Origin of the sequence: Candidatus Nitrososphaera gargensis Ga9.2 (assembly GCF_000303155.1) — an archaeon.
GTDB classification, from domain to species: Archaea; Thermoproteota; Nitrososphaeria; order Nitrososphaerales; family Nitrososphaeraceae; genus Nitrososphaera; species Nitrososphaera gargensis.
The window spans coordinates 356,721-376,485 of sequence record NC_018719.1; the positions used below are offsets into that span (position 1 = coordinate 356,721).

Consider the following 19,765-nt stretch of genomic DNA (forward strand, 5'->3'; position numbering starts at 1 on the left):
CATCATCCTGTTGCTGAACTATTATTCCTTGTGAGGTGCAACGGTTTTGACTCACGACAAATAAAGCGGTGAATACCTTGCTGCACTATATGCAGGAGTACATTGCCCTTGGCGTCTTTGCGGTAGTGTACACACTGATAATCGGCCGGAGACGCTTTGGCGTCCCAATATGGGCCGCCATGCTGATAGGCGCCGCGCTCATGATCGGCCTGCAGGTGATCGGCGTTGAAGCCGCGTTCATGTCGGTCAACCTTGACGTCATCGCATTCCTGTTTGGCATGTTCAGCATAGTCTCTGCGTTGGACAGGGCCGGAGTCCTTAGGCGCGTGGCGATCAGGATGCTTGCGGTAGCCAAGACCCCTGACAGGCTCTTGATGGCTTTTGTTGTTGGAATGGGGCTGCTTGCCGCATTTCTAGTCAACGACACGATAGCGCTGCTTGGAATCCCCCTTGTTGTCTATGTCGCAAGGCACGCCGGCATTAGGCCGGTAGTATTGCTGATAGCGCTTGCCTTTGGCATCACGGTAGGGAGCGTCATGACCCCGGTAGGCAACCCGCAGAACCTGCTCATTGCAATAGAGAGCGGCATCCTAATGCCCTTTACGACGTTTCTGGTGCAGCTGGCGGCGCCTACCATAGTCAACCTGTTTATGACCTACGCAATACTGAAGGTGTATTATCGCAAGGAGATCAAGTTGAACTATCAATTGAGTGCCATTGAGCTTGCGGAAAATACGGACAGGGTCTACAGCCCGCGCCTTGCCAAGATTTCAATTGCTGTCCTTGTCGCGACGATCGCCGGCTTTATCGTCTCAGAGGCGCTGCACTTTCTTGGTATCGTCGAGTTTAGCCTGAGCACAGTGGCGATGCTGGGGTCTGCCGCTATTTACGCAGTGAGCGACCAGAGAAGGGAGATAATGAAGAGCGTCGACTACTCGGTGCTGGTATTCTTTGGCGGCATGTTTGTCGTCACCTCTGCGCTCTGGTCATCCGGCGCGGTGTCGCTGTTGTTCATGAACTACATTCCCACTCCGGACCCTGCAGACCCGGTGCAGAGCGCGACCGTAATATCGGCTGCAAGCATCGGGATAAGCCAAGTGCTGAGCAACGTCCCATTTGTAGCGCTCTATAACTTTGTGATGACAGACAGCGGTTTTACAGGCCAGCACGTGGATCAGTGGATGATGCTGGCAGCGGCGAGCACAATAGCCGGCAACCTCACGATACTCGGCGCGGCAAGCAACATCATTATCATAGAGGCTGCCGAGTCGCGCGGCGTCACCGCGTTTTCATTTCTGGAATTCTTTAAGGTTGGGAGCATCGTGACTGCAGCTAACCTAGCAGTGTATTATGTGTTCATTGTCCTGATCTAGGGAACCAGAACTGCGCGGGCCTCTACCTGCGACTTTTTGAGCCTTGCCAATACTTCATTAGCTTCTTCCAGCTTGTGAGTCTCAATAACCACTTTCAGGCCGGAACTGCTTGCCAAACTGACCAGCTCGGCCATGTCCTTCATTGTGCCGATGACGCTCCCTTTCACTATCTTTTCTTCAAACGTCGGAAAATCAGAGACATTGCCAAGCACGCCCAGCACGATGGTGCCACCCTTTTTGACAGACTTGATGGCGGTATCTATCACTTTGTCAGAGGGCGCAAAGACTATTGCGCTGTCAAGGAGCCCTCCTTCCTCCTTTTTCAGGTTTTTCAGAAACTGCCCCTGCGAATCTTGGTAGACAATGACATTGTCTGCGCCCAGCTTTTTTGACAGATCAAGATGCTTTTTCGCCCTTGACATTGCTATTACCCTTGCACCCTGCATCTTGGCTATCTGTATTGCTAGGTGGCCGACGCCTCCGATGCCAAAAATGCCGACTGTTCTGCCTGCCGCCGGCTCGCTTGCCTTGACTGCCTTGTACGCTGTTATGCCGGGGCAAAATAGCGGAGCGGCATGCTCTGAGTCCAGATTGTCCGGGATCGGCGTGACAAACTCTTCTAGCGCAGAAATGTACTCGGCGTAGCCACCCTGTACTGTCTCTCCTGTTATCTCGGCGCTCTCACAAAGGTTCTCTTTGCCGGTAGTGCAGTATTCGCACTGAAGACAAGAGCTGAAAAGCGGCTGGATTCCTACCCTGTCGCCTACCTTGATCTTTTTCACGCCACTGCCAACCTGCTTGACCACGCCCACCACTTCGTGGCCGGGAACCACTGGCAGGTGCGAAGGCGCGCCAAACCTTTTCCAATCGCCTTCTATAAGGTGCAGGTTTGACCGGCAGACGCCGCACGCCTCTATCTCTATCATCAGTTCGTTTCTGCCCTTTGCCACGGGTCTGTCAATCGACATCAATTTCAGCGGCCGGGTTTCTATTGGGGCAAGCTTTGTCAGGACCATTGCCCGCATTTTTTCTGCCATACCCTGTTGTCATCGCCTCCTCCCGCTACTTGTTTTCATTGTACAGCATAGCAGGTACGCGATCAGGGTGCCGGCGTTTTCCACTTTTCTTTTTGTTATCAACTGGCGCAACTGCTTGACCGTAACTTTTCTCATGCTGATCTGCTCGCCGCCATCGTGCTTGGTCGCACTCGCCCTTGCCAGATCGGTCGCCCTGAAGATATGCACAGACTGCCTTGTCCGGCTCACAGCCGGGTGGTAGCTGTAGACGTATTCGACCTTTCTTGCCCTGTATCCTGTCTCCTCTTCAAGCTCCCGCTTGGCGGTGTCAAGTGGGTCCTCTTTGTTTTCAACATGGCCGGCCGGAAACTCTAGCAGCACCTTGCCAATTGGGTAGCGGAACTGCCTTATCATAAGAAGCGTCTGCCTATCAATGAATGGCACGACTATAACCACGTCTGAAGCATGGTATTTTGTATAGGTTAGGACATTGCCCTTTGGCGTCCTGACCCTATCCTGATACAACTCGATATAGACAGTCTTGCCGTCGCCGGCCTTGAACACCTCTTTGGTTTCAAGGCACTCCCAGCCTTTTTTCATCTGTAGTAGAGGTATCGATAGGCCGATAATAAATCTAGGCTATAGCCTGCGTCTTGCAAAAATAGTCACACCAATGATGCCCGATATCGCTGCTCCCATAATCATTGCCGTAATAGGCCCAAACTCGGGCGCTATCTGCGTGCCGATTATCTCTATCTGTTTTTGGCCTTGACTGTAGCTTATTGATAGAACCCTGTTGCCGTCGCCAGCATTGTTGTTGACGTATTTTGTGATTTCTATAACGTTGTCGCTTACGTCTTGTCCGTTTACAAAAACAGTGTACTCTGTATCTTGGCCGCCGTCCGAGGCATCAAGCAGGCTCCTTGGCACATTGATGTAAAGGATGCCCCAGTATGTTGCGTTGAGGTCTATCACAAGAGCCTTCTTGCCGGTATCGACCACAATTTCAGTGATCTGGGCAGTCCTAGAGTCTGGAGTTCCTCTGTCATTAGCAATGTCATACTGGACCGAAAAAGTGTTGCCCTCCACAGTCACGTCATAAAAGCAGCCCGTCTCGCCACACTCTGAAGATAGCCTGCTCTCTGGAGTCTGGCTGTAAAAGTATGCAGATGCAGAAGGTGCAGCAAAGATGGCGCCTAGCAAAATGGCAGATACTAATGATGCGTACGATGTCCAGTTCACATCATATCATCCATTGCTGCAATCGTCGAACTTGCTAATTAAGTTCTTGGTGCTTATAATAATATAATATCGTGCAAAATTTACATGTTCTAGTGCTAGAACAGCTACCACCAAGGAGCACCTTAAATCTGGCCTACTGCAAAATAATTATTGTTATCAATGACCGACGATCAGAACAACAGCAATAACCTTGAGTGCAGGCTTTCGGGCAGGACGCTGCAGGTCTACCTTTATTTGCAGAAAAAGAAAGAGGCCTCCAGAATTAGAGAAGTGCAGCGCGATCTCGGGCTGTCAAGCCCTAGCGTGGCCGAGTACCAGGTTGAAAAGCTGGTAGAAATGGGGCTTGCCGGGCGGGACAGCTATGGTAGGGTCTTTGTCACAAGAAAAGTCAAGGTCAAAGCGCTTGAGTCATATGTCAACTTTGGCCGCTTTACAGTGCCGCGCCTTGCGTTTTACGCAAGCATCTTTACCGCGATCGCTGCATTGTATGCTGTTTTCAATTTTAATTCGCTGAACGTCTATGATGTTGCAGTGCCAGCCGGCGCTGCTGCCATTTTCTGGTTTGAAGCGTGGAAGCTATGGAAGTACAGCCTGTTTGAAAAGGCGAAAAAGCCGGCCGAACGTGATTACTTTTGGGCGTCTCTCATGCCGGGCCTTGCAGCCCTTGCAGTGTTTATAGCTGGCACCTTTTTCCTGTTCTACTACGTCGAGCCAAGCGGCCTCGTCTCGACGGCCCCGCCACCTGCAGATCCAAACGCTCTGCCGTTCCAGTCAGCACCCCAAAGCCCGCTGACGGTTGACGACCTTCCAGCACCGCAGAGGAATACTGGTGGCGACCTTCCTTGGCTTGGCTTCTCGCCTCTGCAAATTACGATCCTGTTGTTTGCCGGCGCGCTCGTAGCCGGCTTTGTGGTCTACTTGATGGTCAAGTACCGCTGCGACAGGGGCGTTCTAGTGTCAGAACAGGAATGGAACTAGCAGTTCGGAACGCAGGATTATCAGGACTGCACGCGATAGTATGCTTGCATGAAACAACAATTAATCATCATTGCAGCAGCAACTGCGGCCGGGATTCTGGCCGTAACGTCGGTACCGCAGTCGTACGCGCAGTACGGGGCTGACAGCATAGGGACCGCCACCCAAGAACAGCTGCTAAGGTGTGAAGAGCTCGAAATAGACCGGAACCAGTGCAACGATGTCACGATCTTGGCCAAGGAGCGGCTGCTGTATGCGCAAAAGACAACGTACGGAAACAACCCTGACGGTTCTGGAACGCCATATTTCAAAGGCATTGAAACGTTTACCGTGATCGGTGTCTTGGGCGCTATCTTTGGCGGCGTTGCAGGCGCGTTTTACATGATGGGCAGAAAGGGAAAGCAGGTCCCTGTCTGACCATCATCATCATTTTTTATTTTTTGTGATGATCGCATGGCGTACTGCATTGGGACCTGCGCCCGCTACAGATCAAGCACCTTGGAAGAGTCTAGACTGCGTTACGCCTTTGGCGACAGATGGTGCTGTTACTGCAGTGTCTTTATCAGGTGGAACGGGAGGGACTGTCCTTGCTGCCGGACGCGGCTGAGGACAAGGCCAGTGAGAAGAAGAGGAAGGCCCGCTGTCATTTCTTGAACCGCCCTGGATGGTATCATTTTACGTGATCATGTTTGCTATCTATTAAATACTATAAACTGTCGGTAATACCCCATGGATAGACCCACCGGGGTCACGATAATCGCAGTCCTTATGGCCATAGCCGGTATTGTAATGATAATAGCAGGCATTAGCGCTCTTGCCTTTGCGCCTTTTATCCCGATAGCAGTCCCAAGCCAAGACCTCCCGGCCGGCCTGTCTATGACTATGCTGGGCGGCATAGCAGTGGCGTCAGGCGCGTTCATGCTTGCGCTTGGGATCGCTGGCCTTGTGATATCGTATGGCCTTTTCAAGGGAAACGGGTGGGCGTGGACAGCCGCGGTGGTACTGTCAATCATTGGTATAGCCACGTCAGTCTTGGCTATAGTGACTGGCAACTTTGGCAGCGTGATAAGCTTGATAATCAACGGCGTGATACTGTACTACCTTTACAGGCCGCACGTCAAGGCTTATTTTGGCAAGGCTGTCTCCGCTCCTGCGTCGGACACGACAGCGGCTTGACAACACTTAAGAATTAGTCAGCAAACCTAGATTCTGAAAATAATATGTCTCTCCGTACAAGCCAGATCAAGTCCTCTGACTATATCGGCAAAGAGGTCACGATCAGAGGCTGGGTCTATAGGCTGCGCAAGCAAAAAGAGAACGCGTTCGCGCTCGTGCGGGACGACAGGGGCGGCGTTATACAGTGCATATTTCCAGCAGACAAGGTGGCTGGCCTGACGATAGAATCATCTGTTGAAGTAACGGGTGTCGTGAGCCAAGACGCAAGGGCACCAGAGGGAGGCTACGAGATAAAAGGCAAGAACATCAGGGTATACAGCGTCGCTGGGACTGACTACCCGATAGGCGAGTACCAGAGCGACGAGCTCTTGCTTGACAAGCGGCATCTTGCCCTTCGCACCCGTAAGATGGTCGCAATGGCAAAGATACGCGCTACCGTGCTTGACCTTGGCAGGCGCTGGTTCGTAGATAATGGCTGGATGGAGGTGACTGCGCCCACGATAGTCAAAGGGGCGGTGGAGGGAGGATCGACACTATTCAAGCTGAAATATTTCGACGAAGAGGCGTACCTATCGCAGAGCGCACAGCTGTACCTTGAGGCCATGATATTCTCGCTCGGGCCCGTATGGAGCCTTACGCCTTCTTTTCGGGCGGAAAAGTCGCGCACAGTCAGGCACTTGGCCGAATTTTCACACCTAGAGGCCGAGGCGCCATGGGTCACGCTTGAAGACATCCTGCAGGTGCAAGAGCAGCTGGTGTCATACATTATCCAGAAAACGGTCAAAGAGCGGGCCGAAGAGCTTGCTTTTCTAAAGCGCGACACGACAGACTTAAAAAAGATCGAGCCGCCTTTCGAGCGGCTGCCTTATGACAAGGCGATTGAAATACTGCGGTCTAAAGGGTTCACTGTCACCGAAGAAAGTGGCACAAAGCGCGAAATAAGGGCAGGCGACGACCTCAATATCGACTCGGAACGCGAGCTGACAAAGGATGCAAGCAAGCCGATATTTGTAATTGGCTACCCGATTGCCGTCAAACCCTTTTATGTCAAGGAAGACCCAGAGCGCAAAGGCGTCGGGCTTGCCGCAGACATGCTTGCTCCTCGGGGCTTTGGTGAGATAACGAGCGGCGGACTGAGGGAAGACGACATCGTCTCAATAACGGAGCGGATCAAAAAGGAGGGGCTCAACCCTGCGGCCTACGACTGGTATCTTGACTTGCGAAGATACGGGTCAGTGCCGCATGGGGGCTTTGGACTTGGCATTGAGCGTTTGATGCGGTGGATAACAAATGCCGACGATATCAAAGATACGGTATTGTTCCCGCGCACAATGTCGCGGGTCACGCCGTAAAAAGAATGTGGGCCACTAGACCGATACAGAGTTTTTCTTTTTCTTGCTTGATTTTTTCTTTGCGGTAGTCGACGACCTTTTTGCCCTTGGCTTCTTTGCCTTTTCTTCTGCTACAACCACCGGCACTTCAACAGTTGCTGCAACATCAGGAGCTGCTTCAATAGAGATTTCGACTGGTGCTGCTGCTTCCTCTACGGGCGCGTGAACATCGATCGCCGGCGGTACTACGGCTATTGGGTTATTCTTAATCAGGTGTATTTCGATGCAAGACATGCGCTTTATCTCGCCGGTTGCAATTCTAAGCTCGTCAGTTCCCACTGTGATTGACTTTGTCAAAACATCTACGTCGCGCTTTACAATCTCTGCGACATCTACTGCAGTCACTATGCTAAGGCTGCCTATTGCCTTGATTATTAACTCACCGGTGCTGTTTATCCTGTATAGCGCCGGTGCAACATAGTCCAGTGTGCGCTTTTTGCCGATGAGAAGAACCGCCGGTGGAACATGCAGTCTTGGTTCTAGTGAGGTTTTCTGTTCTACGATTGCTGTCATCATATCGTCTCGTAATTACCCGCTTTTGGTTTTAGATACCAAACGTCAATGGATGTTGTCAATCATTACAAAGGTTTTAAACTCCATTGATAGAGACATTTACCGATATTGTCACCAGAGTCGTTTCTAGAAGCTGCAAAAAGGCAGGTCTTGCTTTTCGATGGCGCGATGGGGACTGAGATACAGCGCCTCAACCCCAAGCCTGAGGATTTCCCCGACGGCAAGGACGGCTTTAACGACGGCCTGATCCTCTCAAGGCCAGAATGGATAAAGCAGATCCACCGGAGCTACCTCAAGGCAGGAGCCGACTGCATCGAGACCAACACGTTTGGGTCAAACAAGTTAAAGCTTGACGAATACGGCTATGGCGACAAGACAGTCGAGTTTAACAAAAAGGCAGCCGAACTCGCAAGAGAGGTATGCAACGAGTTCAAGGACAGGCCGCGCTACGTCATAGGCTCGATGGGACCAACAGGATATTTGCCGAGCTCTAACGACCCCGACCTTGGGCAAAAACCGCTTGATGAGATACGAGACGCGTTCATGCTGCAGGCCGAGGGTCTGATCTTGGGAGGGGTCGACGCACTCTTGATAGAGACGAGCCAGGACATACTTGAGGTCAAGCTGGCAATCGAAGCCTGCCACATGGCTATGGAAAAGGTGGGCAAAAAGGTGCCGATAATCGCAAACATTACGCTTGACCAGTACGGCAAGATGCTGCTAGGCACGAGCGTACAGGCCGCCTACACCACGGTAAGCGATATGAAGATCGACGCGTTTGGGCTCAACTGCTCGACAGGGCCGGCCGAGATGGCACCAAGTGTGAGGTGGCTGAGCGAGCAGGGCCTTCCAATACTGGTCATGCCAAACGCTGGCATGCCTCATAACGAGGGCGGGCGCGCGGTCTACAAGATGGGGCCAAAAGAGATATCGGAAGCGCTGGCAGAGTTTGTCAGCAAGTACGATCACGTAAGAATGGTCGGGGGGTGTTGCGGAACAAACCCGCAGCACATCGCAGAGCTGAGAAAAGCCCTAGATAGCTCTAGTACCAGGTAGTAGCAGTAGCAGCTACCTTTTCCATGGGCTTTTTGCGTGGCTCTGAAGCAATATCTTTGTAGAAATATTCAATTCCTACCTTGCCAAAGCCCCTTACTCTTTTGATCCGGCCTTGGACTGTAAGACGCGTAATTGCAAACCTTACATCCTGCTTGTTGCCGATCATCTGATCAAGGTCTTTGCTGGTGACCTTGCCACTTTTGCTTCTAATAATGGCGTATACCGTCTCTATGAGGCCGGCAGAGCCATTCTTGAATTTGTATTGTTGAATCGTAGCCATGTCCCTTACTTTCTTTTTTAATATAAAACAGGTAAGGTAGAATTTTCGGTATGCTGTTTACTTTTTTTGACCAGCTAGATTGTCTTAACTTACTATGCTTAAAAAGAAAGGACAAAAAAGCAGCCAGCCTGGAAATGCCTTAACGTATGGCTCCCTTCCAGACCTCAAAGAGGGGCGCATACTGCGGCGAGCCGGGGCCAACTAGACCAAGCTGCATCATGAACCTAAGGTCGTCGCGAATTGATCTGTGCTCCACTACCTTGCCGTTGGCTATTCTATGTATGTGCACTGCCTGATAAGAAAAGCTGCGACCTGTCGGAGCGATGCCAAAAAAGTTCCCAACATGCTTGCCGCTTACCTGCATTATGGAGACGGCCTTGTCACGCGAAGCAACGGTTTCCTTTTCCTCGTAGTAAAGATCGGCAAAAGCGCCCCGCAAGTTCTTGATGGTGTCGATAACTTCGTCCGGCCCCCGAAGCTTTCCGCGTCTTGGATCGGCCTGCGATTCGTGGTTAAAGTATTCCGGCCCGATAAATTCGCTGACCTTGCTCACGTCTCCAGTGTTGAACGCTTCAAACACCCGACGCGCAATCCTGATGTTCTGTTTTTCTATTTCTTCCAGCGACGACATGCCATGTTTCATCCGTTTTTGTTCTTAAATTTATGCGTGGAATAATGTGCATCTATATTTCAGAATACTCCTTCCTCCTCACCTTCCTCATTCGATGACTTTTGCGTGGGTTGCAAGCTGATAGCAAATATAGGCGATTCATGAATAACATCTTCCATATTTGGTGGTCCCCCGGGTAAGTTCAGCTCTAAAGGCAGTGGACCTGAGGCAAGAGCCCCCACCTCTGATAATAGGCGAGCGCCTCAATACCCAAGGGTCTAAAAAAGCCAAGGAGCTGGTGCTCAATAACGACTTTGACGGGCTGGTGGACCTTGCAAGGGCGCAGGTAGAGGACGGCGCGCACTGCCTTGACGTGTGCGTCGCAACCACCGAGCGGTCAGACGAGCTCGAGTTCATGACTAAACTTGTCAAGCGCCTGAGCCTTGAAATAGATGCACCGCTTGTGATAGACTCTACGGACCCTAAGGTCGTCGAAGCGGCTGTAAGGCAGATACCCGGCAGGCCGGTGATCAACTCGATAAACCTTGAAGGAGACGGCTCAAGGTTTCACGCGCTGGCGCCCCTGATGGCCAAGTACGGGCTGCCGGCGATAGCGATGTGCATAGGCCCAAAGGGGATGGCCAAGACTCCGCAGGAAAAGCTGGAAATTGCGCAGCTGCTCTACGACACGGGCAAGCAGCAGTATGGGCTGCAAGCCTGGCAGTTTATCTTTGACGTGCTCACTTTTACGCTTGCGACTGGAGAGGCAGAATTTGCCGACTCTGCCAAGAACACGCTTGAGGGCATCAGGCTCGTCAAGCAAAGGTTCCCCGAGTCGTTCACCACGCTGGGGTTGAGCAACGTGAGTTTCGGCCTGCCGGCAAACGCAAGGAAGGTGGTCAACTCTGTGTTCCTCTACCACGCGCTAAAGGCTGGACTTGATACAGTAATAATCAATGCCCGAGATATTATCCCGTACCCAGAGATCGACGGGCAGCAGAAAAAACTTGCCGAGGATCTGATCTTCAACAAGCACCAAAACGCTCTTGCAGAGCTTATCGCGCACTTTGAAGGTGCCGCCAAGGCAACTGCCGCCGGTCCCACCAAAAGGATCGAAGTCGATCCAAGCTGGCCGGCCGACAAGCGCTCCTACTTTCGCATCGTCAACAGGCTAAAAGAGGGAATAGAGGACGACGTAGTGCAGGCAATAGCCGACCGCGTCAAGGGCAACAAGGTGATCCAGCAGGGTGATGGCAGGCTTGCTCTTGCGGCCCCAAAAGAGGCCGCACACGAAGCAGCGGTCGAAACTCTCAACGAGGTCCTGCTACCTGCCATGAAGGAGGTGGGCGACAAGTTTGGCGCCGGCGAACTGATCCTGCCGTTCGTACTAAAGTCTGCAGAGTGTATGAAGGCAGCGGTGGCAGAACTGGAAAAATACCTCATCAAGCAGGAAGGGGTGAGCAAGGGCAAGCTGGTGCTCTGCACAGTCTATGGAGACGTGCACGACATTGGCAAGAATCTAGTAAAGACTATTTTCGTGAACAACGGCTACACTGTCTACGATCTGGGCAAACAGGTGCCTCTGCAAAAGATCTTGGAGAAAATAAATGAAGTCAACGCGGACGCTGTGGGCCTGTCGGCGCTCTTGGTGTCAACTTCAAAACAAATGCAATATTTTGTAGAGCATGCCCGGCAGAACAACATGAAGGTGCCCGTGCTATGCGGCGGGGCAGCAATTAACAGCAGCTATATCAACAGGATTGCAAAAGAGGGCGGCATCTACGGACCAGGGGTGTTCTACTGCAAAACCGCGTTTGATGGCCTGAAGGTGATGAACAAGCTGATGTCGCCGGAGCGCAAGCAGTTTGTCAGCGAATGGCAACAAAAGCTGGAGAAATGGGACGAGCGGCAGGCAGCGACAGTAGTCGATCAGTCGCAGCTGCCTTATAGCGGCATCAAGCCGGTAGCACCTCCTGTGCCGCCTCATGTTAACCGGCCTGTCAGGATCGAACCCCTGCAGGTAAAACTTGAGGAAGTATGGAAATACCTCAATAAAAAGTCGCTCTTTGTGCTCCAGTGGGGAATGAGAGGCAAGGGAGCAAGCGATCAGGACCCTGAAAAACTGTTCGAACAGTGGAAGGAGCGCGTGGTAAAGGACAAGTTGTTCGAGCCACGCGCAGTTTATGGTTATTACAAATGTCACAACCTGACGCCGGGTCAGGGAGGAGTCGGTAAGTTGGCAGTTGATCTGGCAGACGGCAAGCAGCAGGTGGTGTTTGAATTCCCGCGCTCGTCAAAGGACAAGCACCTCTGCCTTGCAGACTATTTCGGCAAGGACGACATTGTCGCTTTCCAGTCGGTGACTGTCGGCAACAGGGTCACAGAAATAATCGATAGGTGGAACAAGCAGGACAAATACACAGACGCCTACTACCTGCATGGCCTTGCAGTCGAAACGGCAGAGGCGATGGCCGAGTGGGTGAACGCAAAGATCAGAGACGAGCTCAAGATAGGAGAAAAGCGCGGGCTCCGATACAGCTGGGGATACCCGAGTTGCCCTGACATCTCACAGCACCACTTGGTGTGGCAGATACTTGACCCTGCGAAATCCGGCATGACGCTCACAGAGTCGGGCCAGATAGTGCCAGACCAGTCGACTGCCGCGATTGTAGTCCACCATCCAGAAGCAGAATATTTCGTGCTCTAGGTAAGTAAGTCGCATGCTACCAGCCGCGCCAGAAGTTACTGCCATTCTTAAGTAGCTGCAGATGCAAATAGAGAGATGATGGAAGAATCTGCAAGCGAAGTGGCCAAGCGCGAGCTACTCAACTGGCCCGGCGTGACGGTGCACGATCATCGCTTTGGCGGGCTCGAATTCCGAGTCAACGGAAGGGAGATGGGGCACATACATGGAGACGAGCTGGCAGACCTGCCGCTTCCAAAAGACATAAGCAGAAAACTCATTGCTCAGGGCAAGGTCTCGCCGCACCACTTTATCCCCCAGTCTGGGTGGATAAGCTACTACATCAACGGAACGGCCGACATTCCCGGCCTGATAGAACTGTTCAGGATGCAGTACGAGCGCATGACAAGCTATGGCAAAAAGAGCAAGTCTGCCCCTGCTACTACTCCCGTATCCTCAGCTCAAACTCCCTGACATCAGACTGTGTCCCCTCTACAAAGAGCACCCCTTTGACTGTATAGACTGCTTCTCTTGCCGGCGCGCTGGCGGCAGTTATCATGACCTGCATCTGGCCTGTTCGCGCGTCCTTGCTCTGGAGGTCGGGCAGGTCAACCGTGGGCCTGTCGATAGACAGGTAGGGCTGGTAGCTGGAAGGCTCTATGACAGTGACCACCCTTGCGTCGGTGATGGCTCTGGATTCAAGGTTCTGCACGTTGAACACGATCTTGGTTGCTTCACCCACCCTGATGTCGATCCTGTCGGGAGTAAACTCGGTAAACCTCACGTTTGGCGCGCCAGTATTGGCTTGCCTTGGCATTGCAAAGACGATGACTGCGACAGCGATCGCAACGACCAGAGCGGCGATCGCTATTACCTTCAGAAGCAACGATCAAAATACTGCTATTTTGTATAAACGCGAATGGTGTCTTTGTAATATAAGCTAGTTGTAGAATGAAAACTCTGACGACTTTCTTACGTAAATGACGTCTTGCGGCTTGTTGTGTGGCTGCGCTGCGCCTTCTGGTTTTTTATCTACTTCCTTTGTCGTTGTATTATTATTGACTTCAGGCTGTATGCTCTTTAGCTGCTCTGACATTTTGTCAAACTTGGCGCTCAAATCGCTGATGCTCTTTTCAATCTTGCCTGCGTCCGCGCTTGCAGCCTTGCTCTTGCTTGCTGCAATGACCGCGGCGGCAATACCTGCACCCATGGCAGCCATATTGAGTGCGGTGATTATCACCTCGAAACTCTTTTTCTTTTGAGAAGAAACCTCGTCGTCCATCTCTTCAATTGGATTATGCAAAACGAACTCTTATACCTTGTTCCAGTACTATCGATCTATTACATTTTTTACGGCCAGCAAAAACGATAATAATCTTCTCACAACTCCTTTTGTAAGATGATTTTGATCGTCATTATTGAAGAGCTTTCTAAATGATGAAAGCTGTTTATCATTAAGGTAACTATGTTCTGACAGTAACGGAAGCTCTAGATCCAGAGTGTCTAAGCTCTTTCTTTATACGGTATCTAGCATCAATGGCAGGCTTTCCTTCCAGCTTTATCTTGCCTGTCAAAAAGTCTAATTCAAACTTTGACAGCAAATATGATTCAGCAATCAATAGTAATGCGCTGGTTCAAAAGTATTCTGATGCTTGCTTCTATCTAGGCATATCTGCTACTCTAGGTTGAAAATGATGTACAATGAACCAAATCTGAATCGGTTATCTAATGGCAGAGATAGTTGCTGGATAAAGATGCAAAGGTCTGATAGCGATGAGATATTGAGACACTTGCTTATTCATAGACCTCAACCACTCTTTTCGACTCCAAATCCACCCATGCAGAGATTACCTGTCGTCTCCTTCGACAAAGAAGTTGAGAAATGGATACTGAGTTGGATTTTGTGAAGTAGGTGATACTCCATGCGGCCCTGCATCATCAACAAATGCGTATCCAATCAAATGATATTCTTGTCCGTTTACAATTTCGGCAATTTTGTCATCAGCCCTTGCAATCTTTTCTGCTTCCCATATATCTGCACAATTATAGCCAAATTTTAGCTCAGCATTTGCAGGAGCGCACGTAAATTGAGTATATTCTATATCATCATTATCAACAAACTTTTGTTGAGCCATTGCTGGCAAATATAACAGTACACCTAATATGGCCATGCCAAGAATAAATACAGCAAGCGAAGAAGAGCGCCAGCTAGCCATACATTGCTAAGGTTATCTTTGCCTCTATTTCTGGTTTTATCCAAATTTTTTTCTTCTGTTTATCATCTGGGTGTTTCTTTTGGTTGTTCAATTTGGTTGGTTTGAAGTTAAATGGAGGTAAAGGAAAAAAGTTTACTCTATCGTATGAACCCCACCTATTACCATCACTATCAAAGATCAGCATCGCTAATGCCTGACAACAATGGGACTCGTGCTCTTCCATAATGAATTTGCCGCTGCATCGGCAACACTGAATGATGTTTTCGGATGCCATCTATGTTCTCACTTTGTTTCGATCCGCGTAGGACCATAACTGATCTTGCCCTCAGAAGGCGCTTTTGGATGCTGTTTTAGGTATTGCTGAATCACAGGCAGTACATCCATTCCTCCAGTAACTACGGCAATGTAGTAGATCATGAGAGCATTCATTTCCACCATTGGTGTCTTTACCTCGGCAATTACCTTCCAGTTCACATCTGAAATCTGCCAGCCATTAGAACCAATTTGAGGATGCAAATTCCTTTGCAAGAATGTCATAGTAACTATGCCTTGTACCTCATCGACACCTATCATGATCTTCTCAGCAAATACACTACCGAAATCCGTTGGAACAACTTTTGGATGTGTTTCTATAAACCGAGAGCTGCCGCCAATTGTACGTAGCTCAGCGTCAGAAGGTTTCTTTTGTTCTTCTGTGGTCATAGCTTCCCGCCCTTGATCTTTGCGCCTTCAATCTTTCCGCTTGGTACAGGCTTGCCAATCTCTTTTGCTAATGCGGTTTCAAATAATTCAGTGACAGTGATGCCGCGCTTGATAGCTTCTATCTTGGCATCCTTCCACAAATCTGGATTTACGTTTATTGAAGTAGGTTCACGCTTTACCATCATACCATCATACCAATGCCGTATATATAACATTAATGGCATAAGTATTTATAATCATGCCACTATACCATTAGTGGTAGACTGGTATGCAAACACAACCAACCGCAAACAATTCGGAAGCTCGGATGACGAGAGGATTGCAGATACTTAAAGGAAAGCAGATCGTAGAGAACACGGACGGCAGCTTTGCTGTCCCCTCTCAGACGAGCAAGAACATCTATGAAGTAAGGTTGCTCGGTCAAGCTTGGGCGTGTACCTGTCCAGACTTTGAGTTTAGACAGATTGATGCTTGCAAGCATATCTTTGCGGTAAAGATGTTCATAGCTGCCAATGTCTACCTGAAAGAAGAACCAAAGCCCAAAGTGTTTGCTAGTGATGCTATTCCATGTGTCAGATGCGGCTCTATAAGAGTAATTCATTATGGTGTTAGAAGTGGCAAGCAAGTCTACTTCTGTAAAGACTGCAAGCGCAAGTTTGGCGAACAGTCATTGTTAAAGAAAGTGCAGTTTACTCCAGAGTTGATAACGCTGACATTGGACTTGTACTTTTCGGGACTCTCACTTAGGAAAGTAGCGCGCAACATTTCAGACCACTTTAACATCCATGTCGAATATACCACGATCTATAGCTGGATAAAGAGGTACGTTCCCATGATAGCCGAATACGTCAATACCCTGGCACCAAAGGAGCTCTCAGATACATGGCACGTTGACGAGATGTTTGTTAAACTCAAAGGCGGGCAATTCCACAAGAGCGGCGCAAGGATCGGGTTCCTATGGAACATCATGGACAGGCAGACGAGGTTCTTGCTATCTAGCAAACTAAGTGAGGAACGCGACAAGATAGGCGGAATAGCAGCGTTCAAAGAAGCAATCACTAACGCTCACGGTCTGATACCAAATGAAGTGAGAGCTGACAGCCTGAACAGCTACCCGCATATCGTAAAGACGACATTGCCAAATGCTAAGCTCATTGCAAAGTGCGGCATCAGAAAGCCACACACAAATAACAACAGGATTGAAAGGCTCAACGGTACACTACGAGAGAGAGTAAAGGTACAACGTGGATGGAAAACTATAAGCACACCCCTAGCAGAGGGACAGAAATTGCAGTACAATTTCGTAAAGCCACACATGGCACTAGACGGACAGACACCCGCACAAGTAGCTGGAATTCAAGTTAAAGGATGGGGTGAATTGCTCAAGAGGTCACTTAATAGGTGATTCTTGGGCGTCGGTCTGCTTATCACGTGAACCTGTTTCTTCATCAGGCGTGATTTTAGGTACTATGTCTTGTAGATTGTTGAGGTGTTTATCAATTATCTGATTGTATTCTTCCACAAGCATTTTTCTTAGCTCGGGCATTATCTCTATGGATTTCGGATGAGTACGTAAATTCTTTGCCCAAACCCATTTTTCAAGAACCTTACGATTAAGCAAATAGTATCTATTTTTGATTTTTTCATCAATATCCCGAACGAGCTCGTTCCATTCGTCTTGATTGAAGGCATATCTTTCTTGCGGCGTTGTTTGTTGATGCATGAACGCGATAGCATCGTATTTGTACTTCATTTTGTCCAAATGATATATCATTGATGATAACAAATCCAATTTCTCTTGGATCAAGCCCATCTTCCGTTGTTTTCCCAATTGGCGCATAGTTAAGAAGTAATTGAGACTTGCTGAAACTGCACCGCTAACAACTGCTGAGATGCCTACAGTAGAAAGGATGATCTGAACCCAATTTATAGCAGGTTGTGCTTGTTCGCCTGACACATAAGAGCCAAGTTATGGTATATATTTATAGAATTTGGGCATCTCACCAACCATTTTTGAACAACCATTTTTAACACCACCTAGATTGAACAGAAGAAATTTTTTCCTTCGACAGACGCAGTAAATTAGACCAACTCCTATGTCGCAACGAAAACAACTGAACTATGATAGGACGAAAATAACTGACTTTAGCCAGCGCTTGTTGCGGCCCTCTTATTGCTTATGTTCGTAGCCCACTTCGATTTTCGCCAGCGCTTTTCCGTCTTTCGTCGTCATTAATGACGATGGATGCGAACTTGATAAGATTATATTATTACATAACTTACACTTTACAAGTTGCACCTAAAAAGGGGCCACATAATGCTGATCGCCGGCGGCGCGCTGGTGGTCGTCAGCTTTTCAATGCTCGGATACTACGGCCTGCAATTCGTAAGCAGCATCCAGCAGGATAAAAGCCTGACAGTGGAGCCGGGCGGCTCGCTTCAGGTGCAGCAGAACATCAATGCAAGCCAGGGCGCCTACGTAGTCGCTTTTCCTAATTTTAAAGGCCAGCCCTCAGTCACCATAACGGGCCCTGGCGGTCAGGTCGTAGTTGAGCGAACCATCGAGCCTCCGATCATCATAGAGCCTTTCGATGCTGAACAACCCGGCGCTTACACCCTCGTCCTTTCCAACCCGACCGACCAGGTACTAGAGGCCAACATAGTCCTCGGGGATCAGGAAACAGTTCTGAGCAGAGGGATCAACATCTCGTCTGCCGTAACCGCCCTTGTGTTCACTTCGCTTCTTGGAATAGGCATAGCCGTGGCAGTAGCTGGCGCCATCATAACTATTTTAGACAGGCGCCGGATAAGCAAGATGAAGCAGTTTGGCGACACCAGAGACTTGGTGTAGTATTAGGTGGTAGTGACAGCAGCATCATGGCCAAGCTCGAAGCTAGAAACATCGGCAAGCAGTTCATGGCAGTGCAGGGAAGCAACACAAAGCTCATCACCGCTGTCAAGGGCATCAACCTATCAATAGAAGACGGACAGTTCGTGTGCCTTGTGGGGCCGTCGGGCTGCGGCAAGACCACCTTTCTGAACATCTTGGCGGGGCTTGACAAGCCCACTGAAGGTGAGGTGATCTTGGACGGCCACCCTGTGAACGAAACAGGCCCGGATAGGGTCATGGTTTTTCAGGAGAATGCGCTTTTTCCTTGGCTCAAGGTTGTGGACAATGTCGAGTTCGGGCTAAAGATGGCCGGCATTGAAAAGAGCAAGAGGCACGAGCGCGCGATGCACTACTTGGAAATGATGCAGCTGACCAAGTTTGCTGACGCCTACACCTACCAGCTCTCCGGCGGCATGAAGCAGAGGGTGGCGATAGCCCGTGCCCTTGCAATAGACCCAGAGGTGCTCCTGATGGATGAGCCATTTGCGGCACTTGACAGCCAGACTAGGGATCTATTGCTTGTTGAGCTGCAGCTGATCTGGGCGCGGACGAAAAAGACGATCGCGTTTATCACGCACAACATACTGGAATCGGTAGTGCTCGGCGACAAGGTCGTCGTGTTCACAAAGAGGCCGGGCACAGTGAAAAAAGAGATAACGGTCAACTACCGACGGCCGCGGCTTCCAGAAGATGAGAACCTTCAGCCCTACTACCGGCAGGTAATTGACGCAATGAAGGGCGAAATAATATCGGACAAAGACGACAATGACAATAACAGCGACGGCGTCACTTGAGCTGCCTCAAGAGTTCAAGTCCGGATCCAAAGCTGTTGGGCGAAGTCAAGAGCACCCTATCTGCTATCTTGGCGGTCTGCCTGACAAAATCTGCTGGGTCCTTTTCATATTCAGACCAGTCAAGCCCGATTATCGACGCAGAGTGCCTGTTCTTTTCTGCCGGAACCATCACAACCGCCGCCACCTTGATCCCATAAGGCTTGGCAAGGTCGACTATTTCGCCAAGGTCTGAGAGGGACGAGATGGATTGTGTGACAAACGAGTGAGGCTTGGCCTCAAGCTTGCTCTGTATCGACTTGGCAGACCTGTCGTGTACCTTTGCCGGGAACGACAGGTCCAGCTTTATGTTCGAACTATAGCCTTCCTTCCTGAGCATCTTGACTGCCGCGCTCGGCCGCAGGCCCGAGTCGCTTGGCCCGTCCGCTGGGTCGTCGCCCATGAGCACCAGCATGCTGTCAACCCCTGTCATGATCGCGTCTGACACTGTCTGGCAGAGGGAAGTAAAGTTGCGGTCCCGCACCCTGACGCTGCAGCTCAGACTGCCTGCATCCAAGCGGCCCTTGATGTAGCCGGCAGCAGTCACGCTTGATACCCGGGGTATGCCGAGCACCGAATCGGTCAGGTGAATGCCGCTGACAAGGCCGGACAACTGCGACGCGCGGCCTGCCATCGCCTCCATGTCAGCGTTCAGCTGCGCCAGGTTGAACCTTTCTCCCTTTACTATCTTGGGCGGGTTCAGCTCGTAGGATATTTTCATTGCTTGTGTGTATCCAAAATCTACATCGGGCATTATTAAATGCGAGGTCGCATGTTTTGAGAGCATATATTTGGCCGCGCAGCTCCAAGAA

26 protein-coding genes are annotated in these 19,765 nt (G+C 50.2%); 11 read left to right on the plus strand and 15 right to left on the minus strand.

Translation table 11 applies throughout. The annotated features are described in order from the left end of the window. Positions 1 to 89 precede the first annotated feature (89 nt). Positions 90 to 1,373, plus strand: a complete 1,284-nt coding sequence (locus tag NGAR_RS02200) for an ArsB/NhaD family transporter (protein ID WP_148680837.1) — start codon at positions 90 to 92, stop codon at positions 1,371 to 1,373. Here the strand turns inward: NGAR_RS02200 and NGAR_RS02205 are convergent. The 3 genes from NGAR_RS02205 to NGAR_RS02215 are packed head-to-tail and all read right to left on the minus strand — an operon-like array spanning position 1,370 to position 3,631. Beyond that, positions 1,370 to 2,410 carry an alcohol dehydrogenase catalytic domain-containing protein gene (locus tag NGAR_RS02205; RefSeq protein WP_015017974.1) on the minus strand — a complete coding sequence of 347 codons (1,041 nt, stop codon included), beginning with the start codon at positions 2,408 to 2,410 and terminating at the stop codon, positions 1,370 to 1,372. The genes NGAR_RS02200 and NGAR_RS02205 overlap by 4 nt on opposite strands. A 9-nt stretch (positions 2,411 to 2,419) precedes the next feature. Beyond that, positions 2,420 to 2,989, minus strand: a complete 570-nt coding sequence (locus NGAR_RS02210; RefSeq protein WP_015017975.1) for an NUDIX hydrolase — start codon at positions 2,987 to 2,989, stop codon at positions 2,420 to 2,422. 39 nt (positions 2,990 to 3,028) lie between these two features. After that, entirely contained in the window at positions 3,029 to 3,631 is a 603-nt protein-coding gene (locus NGAR_RS02215) for a hypothetical protein (RefSeq protein ID WP_015017976.1), read from the minus strand. 159 nt (positions 3,632 to 3,790) lie between these two features. Between NGAR_RS02215 and NGAR_RS02220 the strand changes: the two genes are divergently transcribed. Further along, a complete protein-coding gene (locus NGAR_RS02220) occupies positions 3,791 to 4,609 on the plus strand; it encodes a helix-turn-helix domain-containing protein (protein WP_015017977.1) in 819 nt (272 codons plus the stop codon). Positions 4,610 to 4,657: 48 nt separating this feature from the next. After that, complete coding sequence (locus NGAR_RS02225) at positions 4,658 to 5,023, plus strand: hypothetical protein (RefSeq protein WP_015017978.1); 366 nt, start codon at positions 4,658 to 4,660, stop codon at positions 5,021 to 5,023. 128 nt (positions 5,024 to 5,151) lie between these two features. Here NGAR_RS02225 and NGAR_RS18650 read toward each other — a convergent pair whose 3' ends face one another. Next, entirely contained in the window at positions 5,152 to 5,280 is a 129-nt protein-coding gene (locus tag NGAR_RS18650) for a hypothetical protein (protein WP_266190378.1), read from the minus strand. Positions 5,281 to 5,335: 55 nt separating this feature from the next. Between NGAR_RS18650 and NGAR_RS02230 the strand changes: the two genes are divergently transcribed. Further along, on the plus strand, positions 5,336 to 5,782 hold the full coding sequence (locus tag NGAR_RS02230; protein ID WP_015017979.1) for a DUF7144 family membrane protein: 447 nt from the start codon (positions 5,336 to 5,338) through the stop codon (positions 5,780 to 5,782). 44 nt (positions 5,783 to 5,826) lie between these two features. Then, positions 5,827 to 7,134 (plus strand): asparagine--tRNA ligase, encoded by a 1,308-nt coding sequence (gene asnS / locus NGAR_RS02235; RefSeq protein WP_015017980.1) that lies wholly within the window; start codon positions 5,827 to 5,829, stop codon positions 7,132 to 7,134. 15 nt (positions 7,135 to 7,149) lie between these two features. On the opposite strand, the gene NGAR_RS02240 is transcribed toward asnS, so the two are convergent. Further along, positions 7,150 to 7,689, minus strand: coding sequence for an AlbA family DNA/RNA-binding protein (locus tag NGAR_RS02240; RefSeq protein ID WP_015017981.1), 540 nt, complete (start codon positions 7,687 to 7,689; stop codon positions 7,150 to 7,152). Between the two features lie 105 nt (positions 7,690 to 7,794). Here NGAR_RS02240 and NGAR_RS02245 point away from each other — a divergent pair, with 105 nt between their 5' ends. Next, positions 7,795 to 8,742: a homocysteine S-methyltransferase family protein gene (locus NGAR_RS02245; RefSeq protein WP_015017982.1), complete on the plus strand. Its 948-nt coding sequence runs from the start codon at positions 7,795 to 7,797 to the stop codon at positions 8,740 to 8,742. On the opposite strand, the gene NGAR_RS02250 is transcribed toward NGAR_RS02245, so the two are convergent. Both NGAR_RS02250 and NGAR_RS02255 read right to left on the minus strand, forming a co-directional pair. Continuing rightward, positions 8,729 to 9,022, minus strand: coding sequence for a hypothetical protein (locus NGAR_RS02250; RefSeq protein ID WP_015017983.1), 294 nt, complete (start codon positions 9,020 to 9,022; stop codon positions 8,729 to 8,731). The genes NGAR_RS02245 and NGAR_RS02250 overlap by 14 nt on opposite strands. A gap of 139 nt (positions 9,023 to 9,161) precedes the next feature. After that, entirely contained in the window at positions 9,162 to 9,653 is a 492-nt protein-coding gene (locus NGAR_RS02255; protein WP_187147621.1) for an ester cyclase, read from the minus strand. Between the two features lie 160 nt (positions 9,654 to 9,813). Between NGAR_RS02255 and NGAR_RS02260 the strand changes: the two genes are divergently transcribed. Both NGAR_RS02260 and NGAR_RS02265 read left to right on the plus strand, forming a co-directional pair. Next, positions 9,814 to 12,339 carry a methionine synthase gene (locus NGAR_RS02260; RefSeq protein ID WP_148680839.1) on the plus strand — a complete coding sequence of 842 codons (2,526 nt, stop codon included), beginning with the start codon at positions 9,814 to 9,816 and terminating at the stop codon, positions 12,337 to 12,339. Between the two features lie 78 nt (positions 12,340 to 12,417). Continuing rightward, entirely contained in the window at positions 12,418 to 12,789 is a 372-nt protein-coding gene (locus tag NGAR_RS02265; RefSeq protein ID WP_187147736.1) for a luciferase domain-containing protein, read from the plus strand. Here NGAR_RS02265 and NGAR_RS02270 read toward each other — a convergent pair. The 6 genes from NGAR_RS02270 to NGAR_RS02295 form a co-directional block, all read right to left on the minus strand. Beyond that, positions 12,758 to 13,201: a hypothetical protein gene (locus NGAR_RS02270; protein ID WP_015017987.1), complete on the minus strand. Its 444-nt coding sequence runs from the start codon at positions 13,199 to 13,201 to the stop codon at positions 12,758 to 12,760. The genes NGAR_RS02265 and NGAR_RS02270 overlap by 32 nt on opposite strands. 54 nt (positions 13,202 to 13,255) lie before the next feature. Further along, entirely contained in the window at positions 13,256 to 13,618 is a 363-nt protein-coding gene (locus tag NGAR_RS02275) for a hypothetical protein (protein ID WP_015017988.1), read from the minus strand. Positions 13,619 to 14,162: 544 nt separating this feature from the next. Then, positions 14,163 to 14,531, minus strand: coding sequence for a hypothetical protein (locus tag NGAR_RS02280; protein ID WP_015017990.1), 369 nt, complete (start codon positions 14,529 to 14,531; stop codon positions 14,163 to 14,165). Continuing rightward, on the minus strand, positions 14,524 to 14,754 hold the full coding sequence (locus tag NGAR_RS02285) for a hypothetical protein (protein ID WP_148680840.1): 231 nt from the start codon (positions 14,752 to 14,754) through the stop codon (positions 14,524 to 14,526). The genes NGAR_RS02280 and NGAR_RS02285 overlap by 8 nt, the downstream gene beginning before the upstream one ends. A 59-nt stretch (positions 14,755 to 14,813) precedes the next feature. Beyond that, a complete protein-coding gene (locus NGAR_RS02290) occupies positions 14,814 to 15,233 on the minus strand; it encodes a hypothetical protein (RefSeq protein WP_015017991.1) in 420 nt (139 codons plus the stop codon). Beyond that, a complete protein-coding gene (locus NGAR_RS02295) occupies positions 15,230 to 15,418 on the minus strand; it encodes a hypothetical protein (RefSeq protein ID WP_015017992.1) in 189 nt (62 codons plus the stop codon). Before NGAR_RS02295 ends, NGAR_RS02290 begins: the two co-directional genes overlap by 4 nt. Before the next feature lie 83 nt (positions 15,419 to 15,501). Between NGAR_RS02295 and NGAR_RS02300 the strand changes: the two genes are divergently transcribed. Further along, the gene (locus NGAR_RS02300; protein WP_015017993.1) at positions 15,502 to 16,638 is read left to right on the plus strand and encodes a DDE-type integrase/transposase/recombinase; all 1,137 of its coding nucleotides are present in this window, start codon (positions 15,502 to 15,504) and stop codon (positions 16,636 to 16,638) included. Here NGAR_RS02300 and NGAR_RS02305 read toward each other — a convergent pair. Further along, positions 16,624 to 17,190, minus strand: a complete 567-nt coding sequence (locus NGAR_RS02305; protein ID WP_148680841.1) for a hypothetical protein — start codon at positions 17,188 to 17,190, stop codon at positions 16,624 to 16,626. The genes NGAR_RS02300 and NGAR_RS02305 overlap by 15 nt on opposite strands. A 336-nt stretch (positions 17,191 to 17,526) precedes the next feature. On the opposite strand from NGAR_RS02305, the gene NGAR_RS02310 reads away from it, so the two are divergent. Continuing rightward, on the plus strand, positions 17,527 to 18,084 hold the full coding sequence (locus NGAR_RS02310; protein ID WP_015017995.1) for a hypothetical protein: 558 nt from the start codon (positions 17,527 to 17,529) through the stop codon (positions 18,082 to 18,084). Positions 18,085 to 18,110: 26 nt separating this feature from the next. Then, on the plus strand, positions 18,111 to 18,917 hold the full coding sequence (locus NGAR_RS02315) for an ABC transporter ATP-binding protein (RefSeq protein WP_015017996.1): 807 nt from the start codon (positions 18,111 to 18,113) through the stop codon (positions 18,915 to 18,917). Here NGAR_RS02315 and NGAR_RS02320 read toward each other — a convergent pair. Further along, the gene (locus NGAR_RS02320) at positions 18,910 to 19,707 is read right to left on the minus strand and encodes a 5 10-methylenetetrahydrofolate reductase-like protein (protein WP_015017997.1); all 798 of its coding nucleotides are present in this window, start codon (positions 19,705 to 19,707) and stop codon (positions 18,910 to 18,912) included. The genes NGAR_RS02315 and NGAR_RS02320 overlap by 8 nt on opposite strands. Between the last annotated feature and the right edge of the window lie 58 nt (positions 19,708 to 19,765).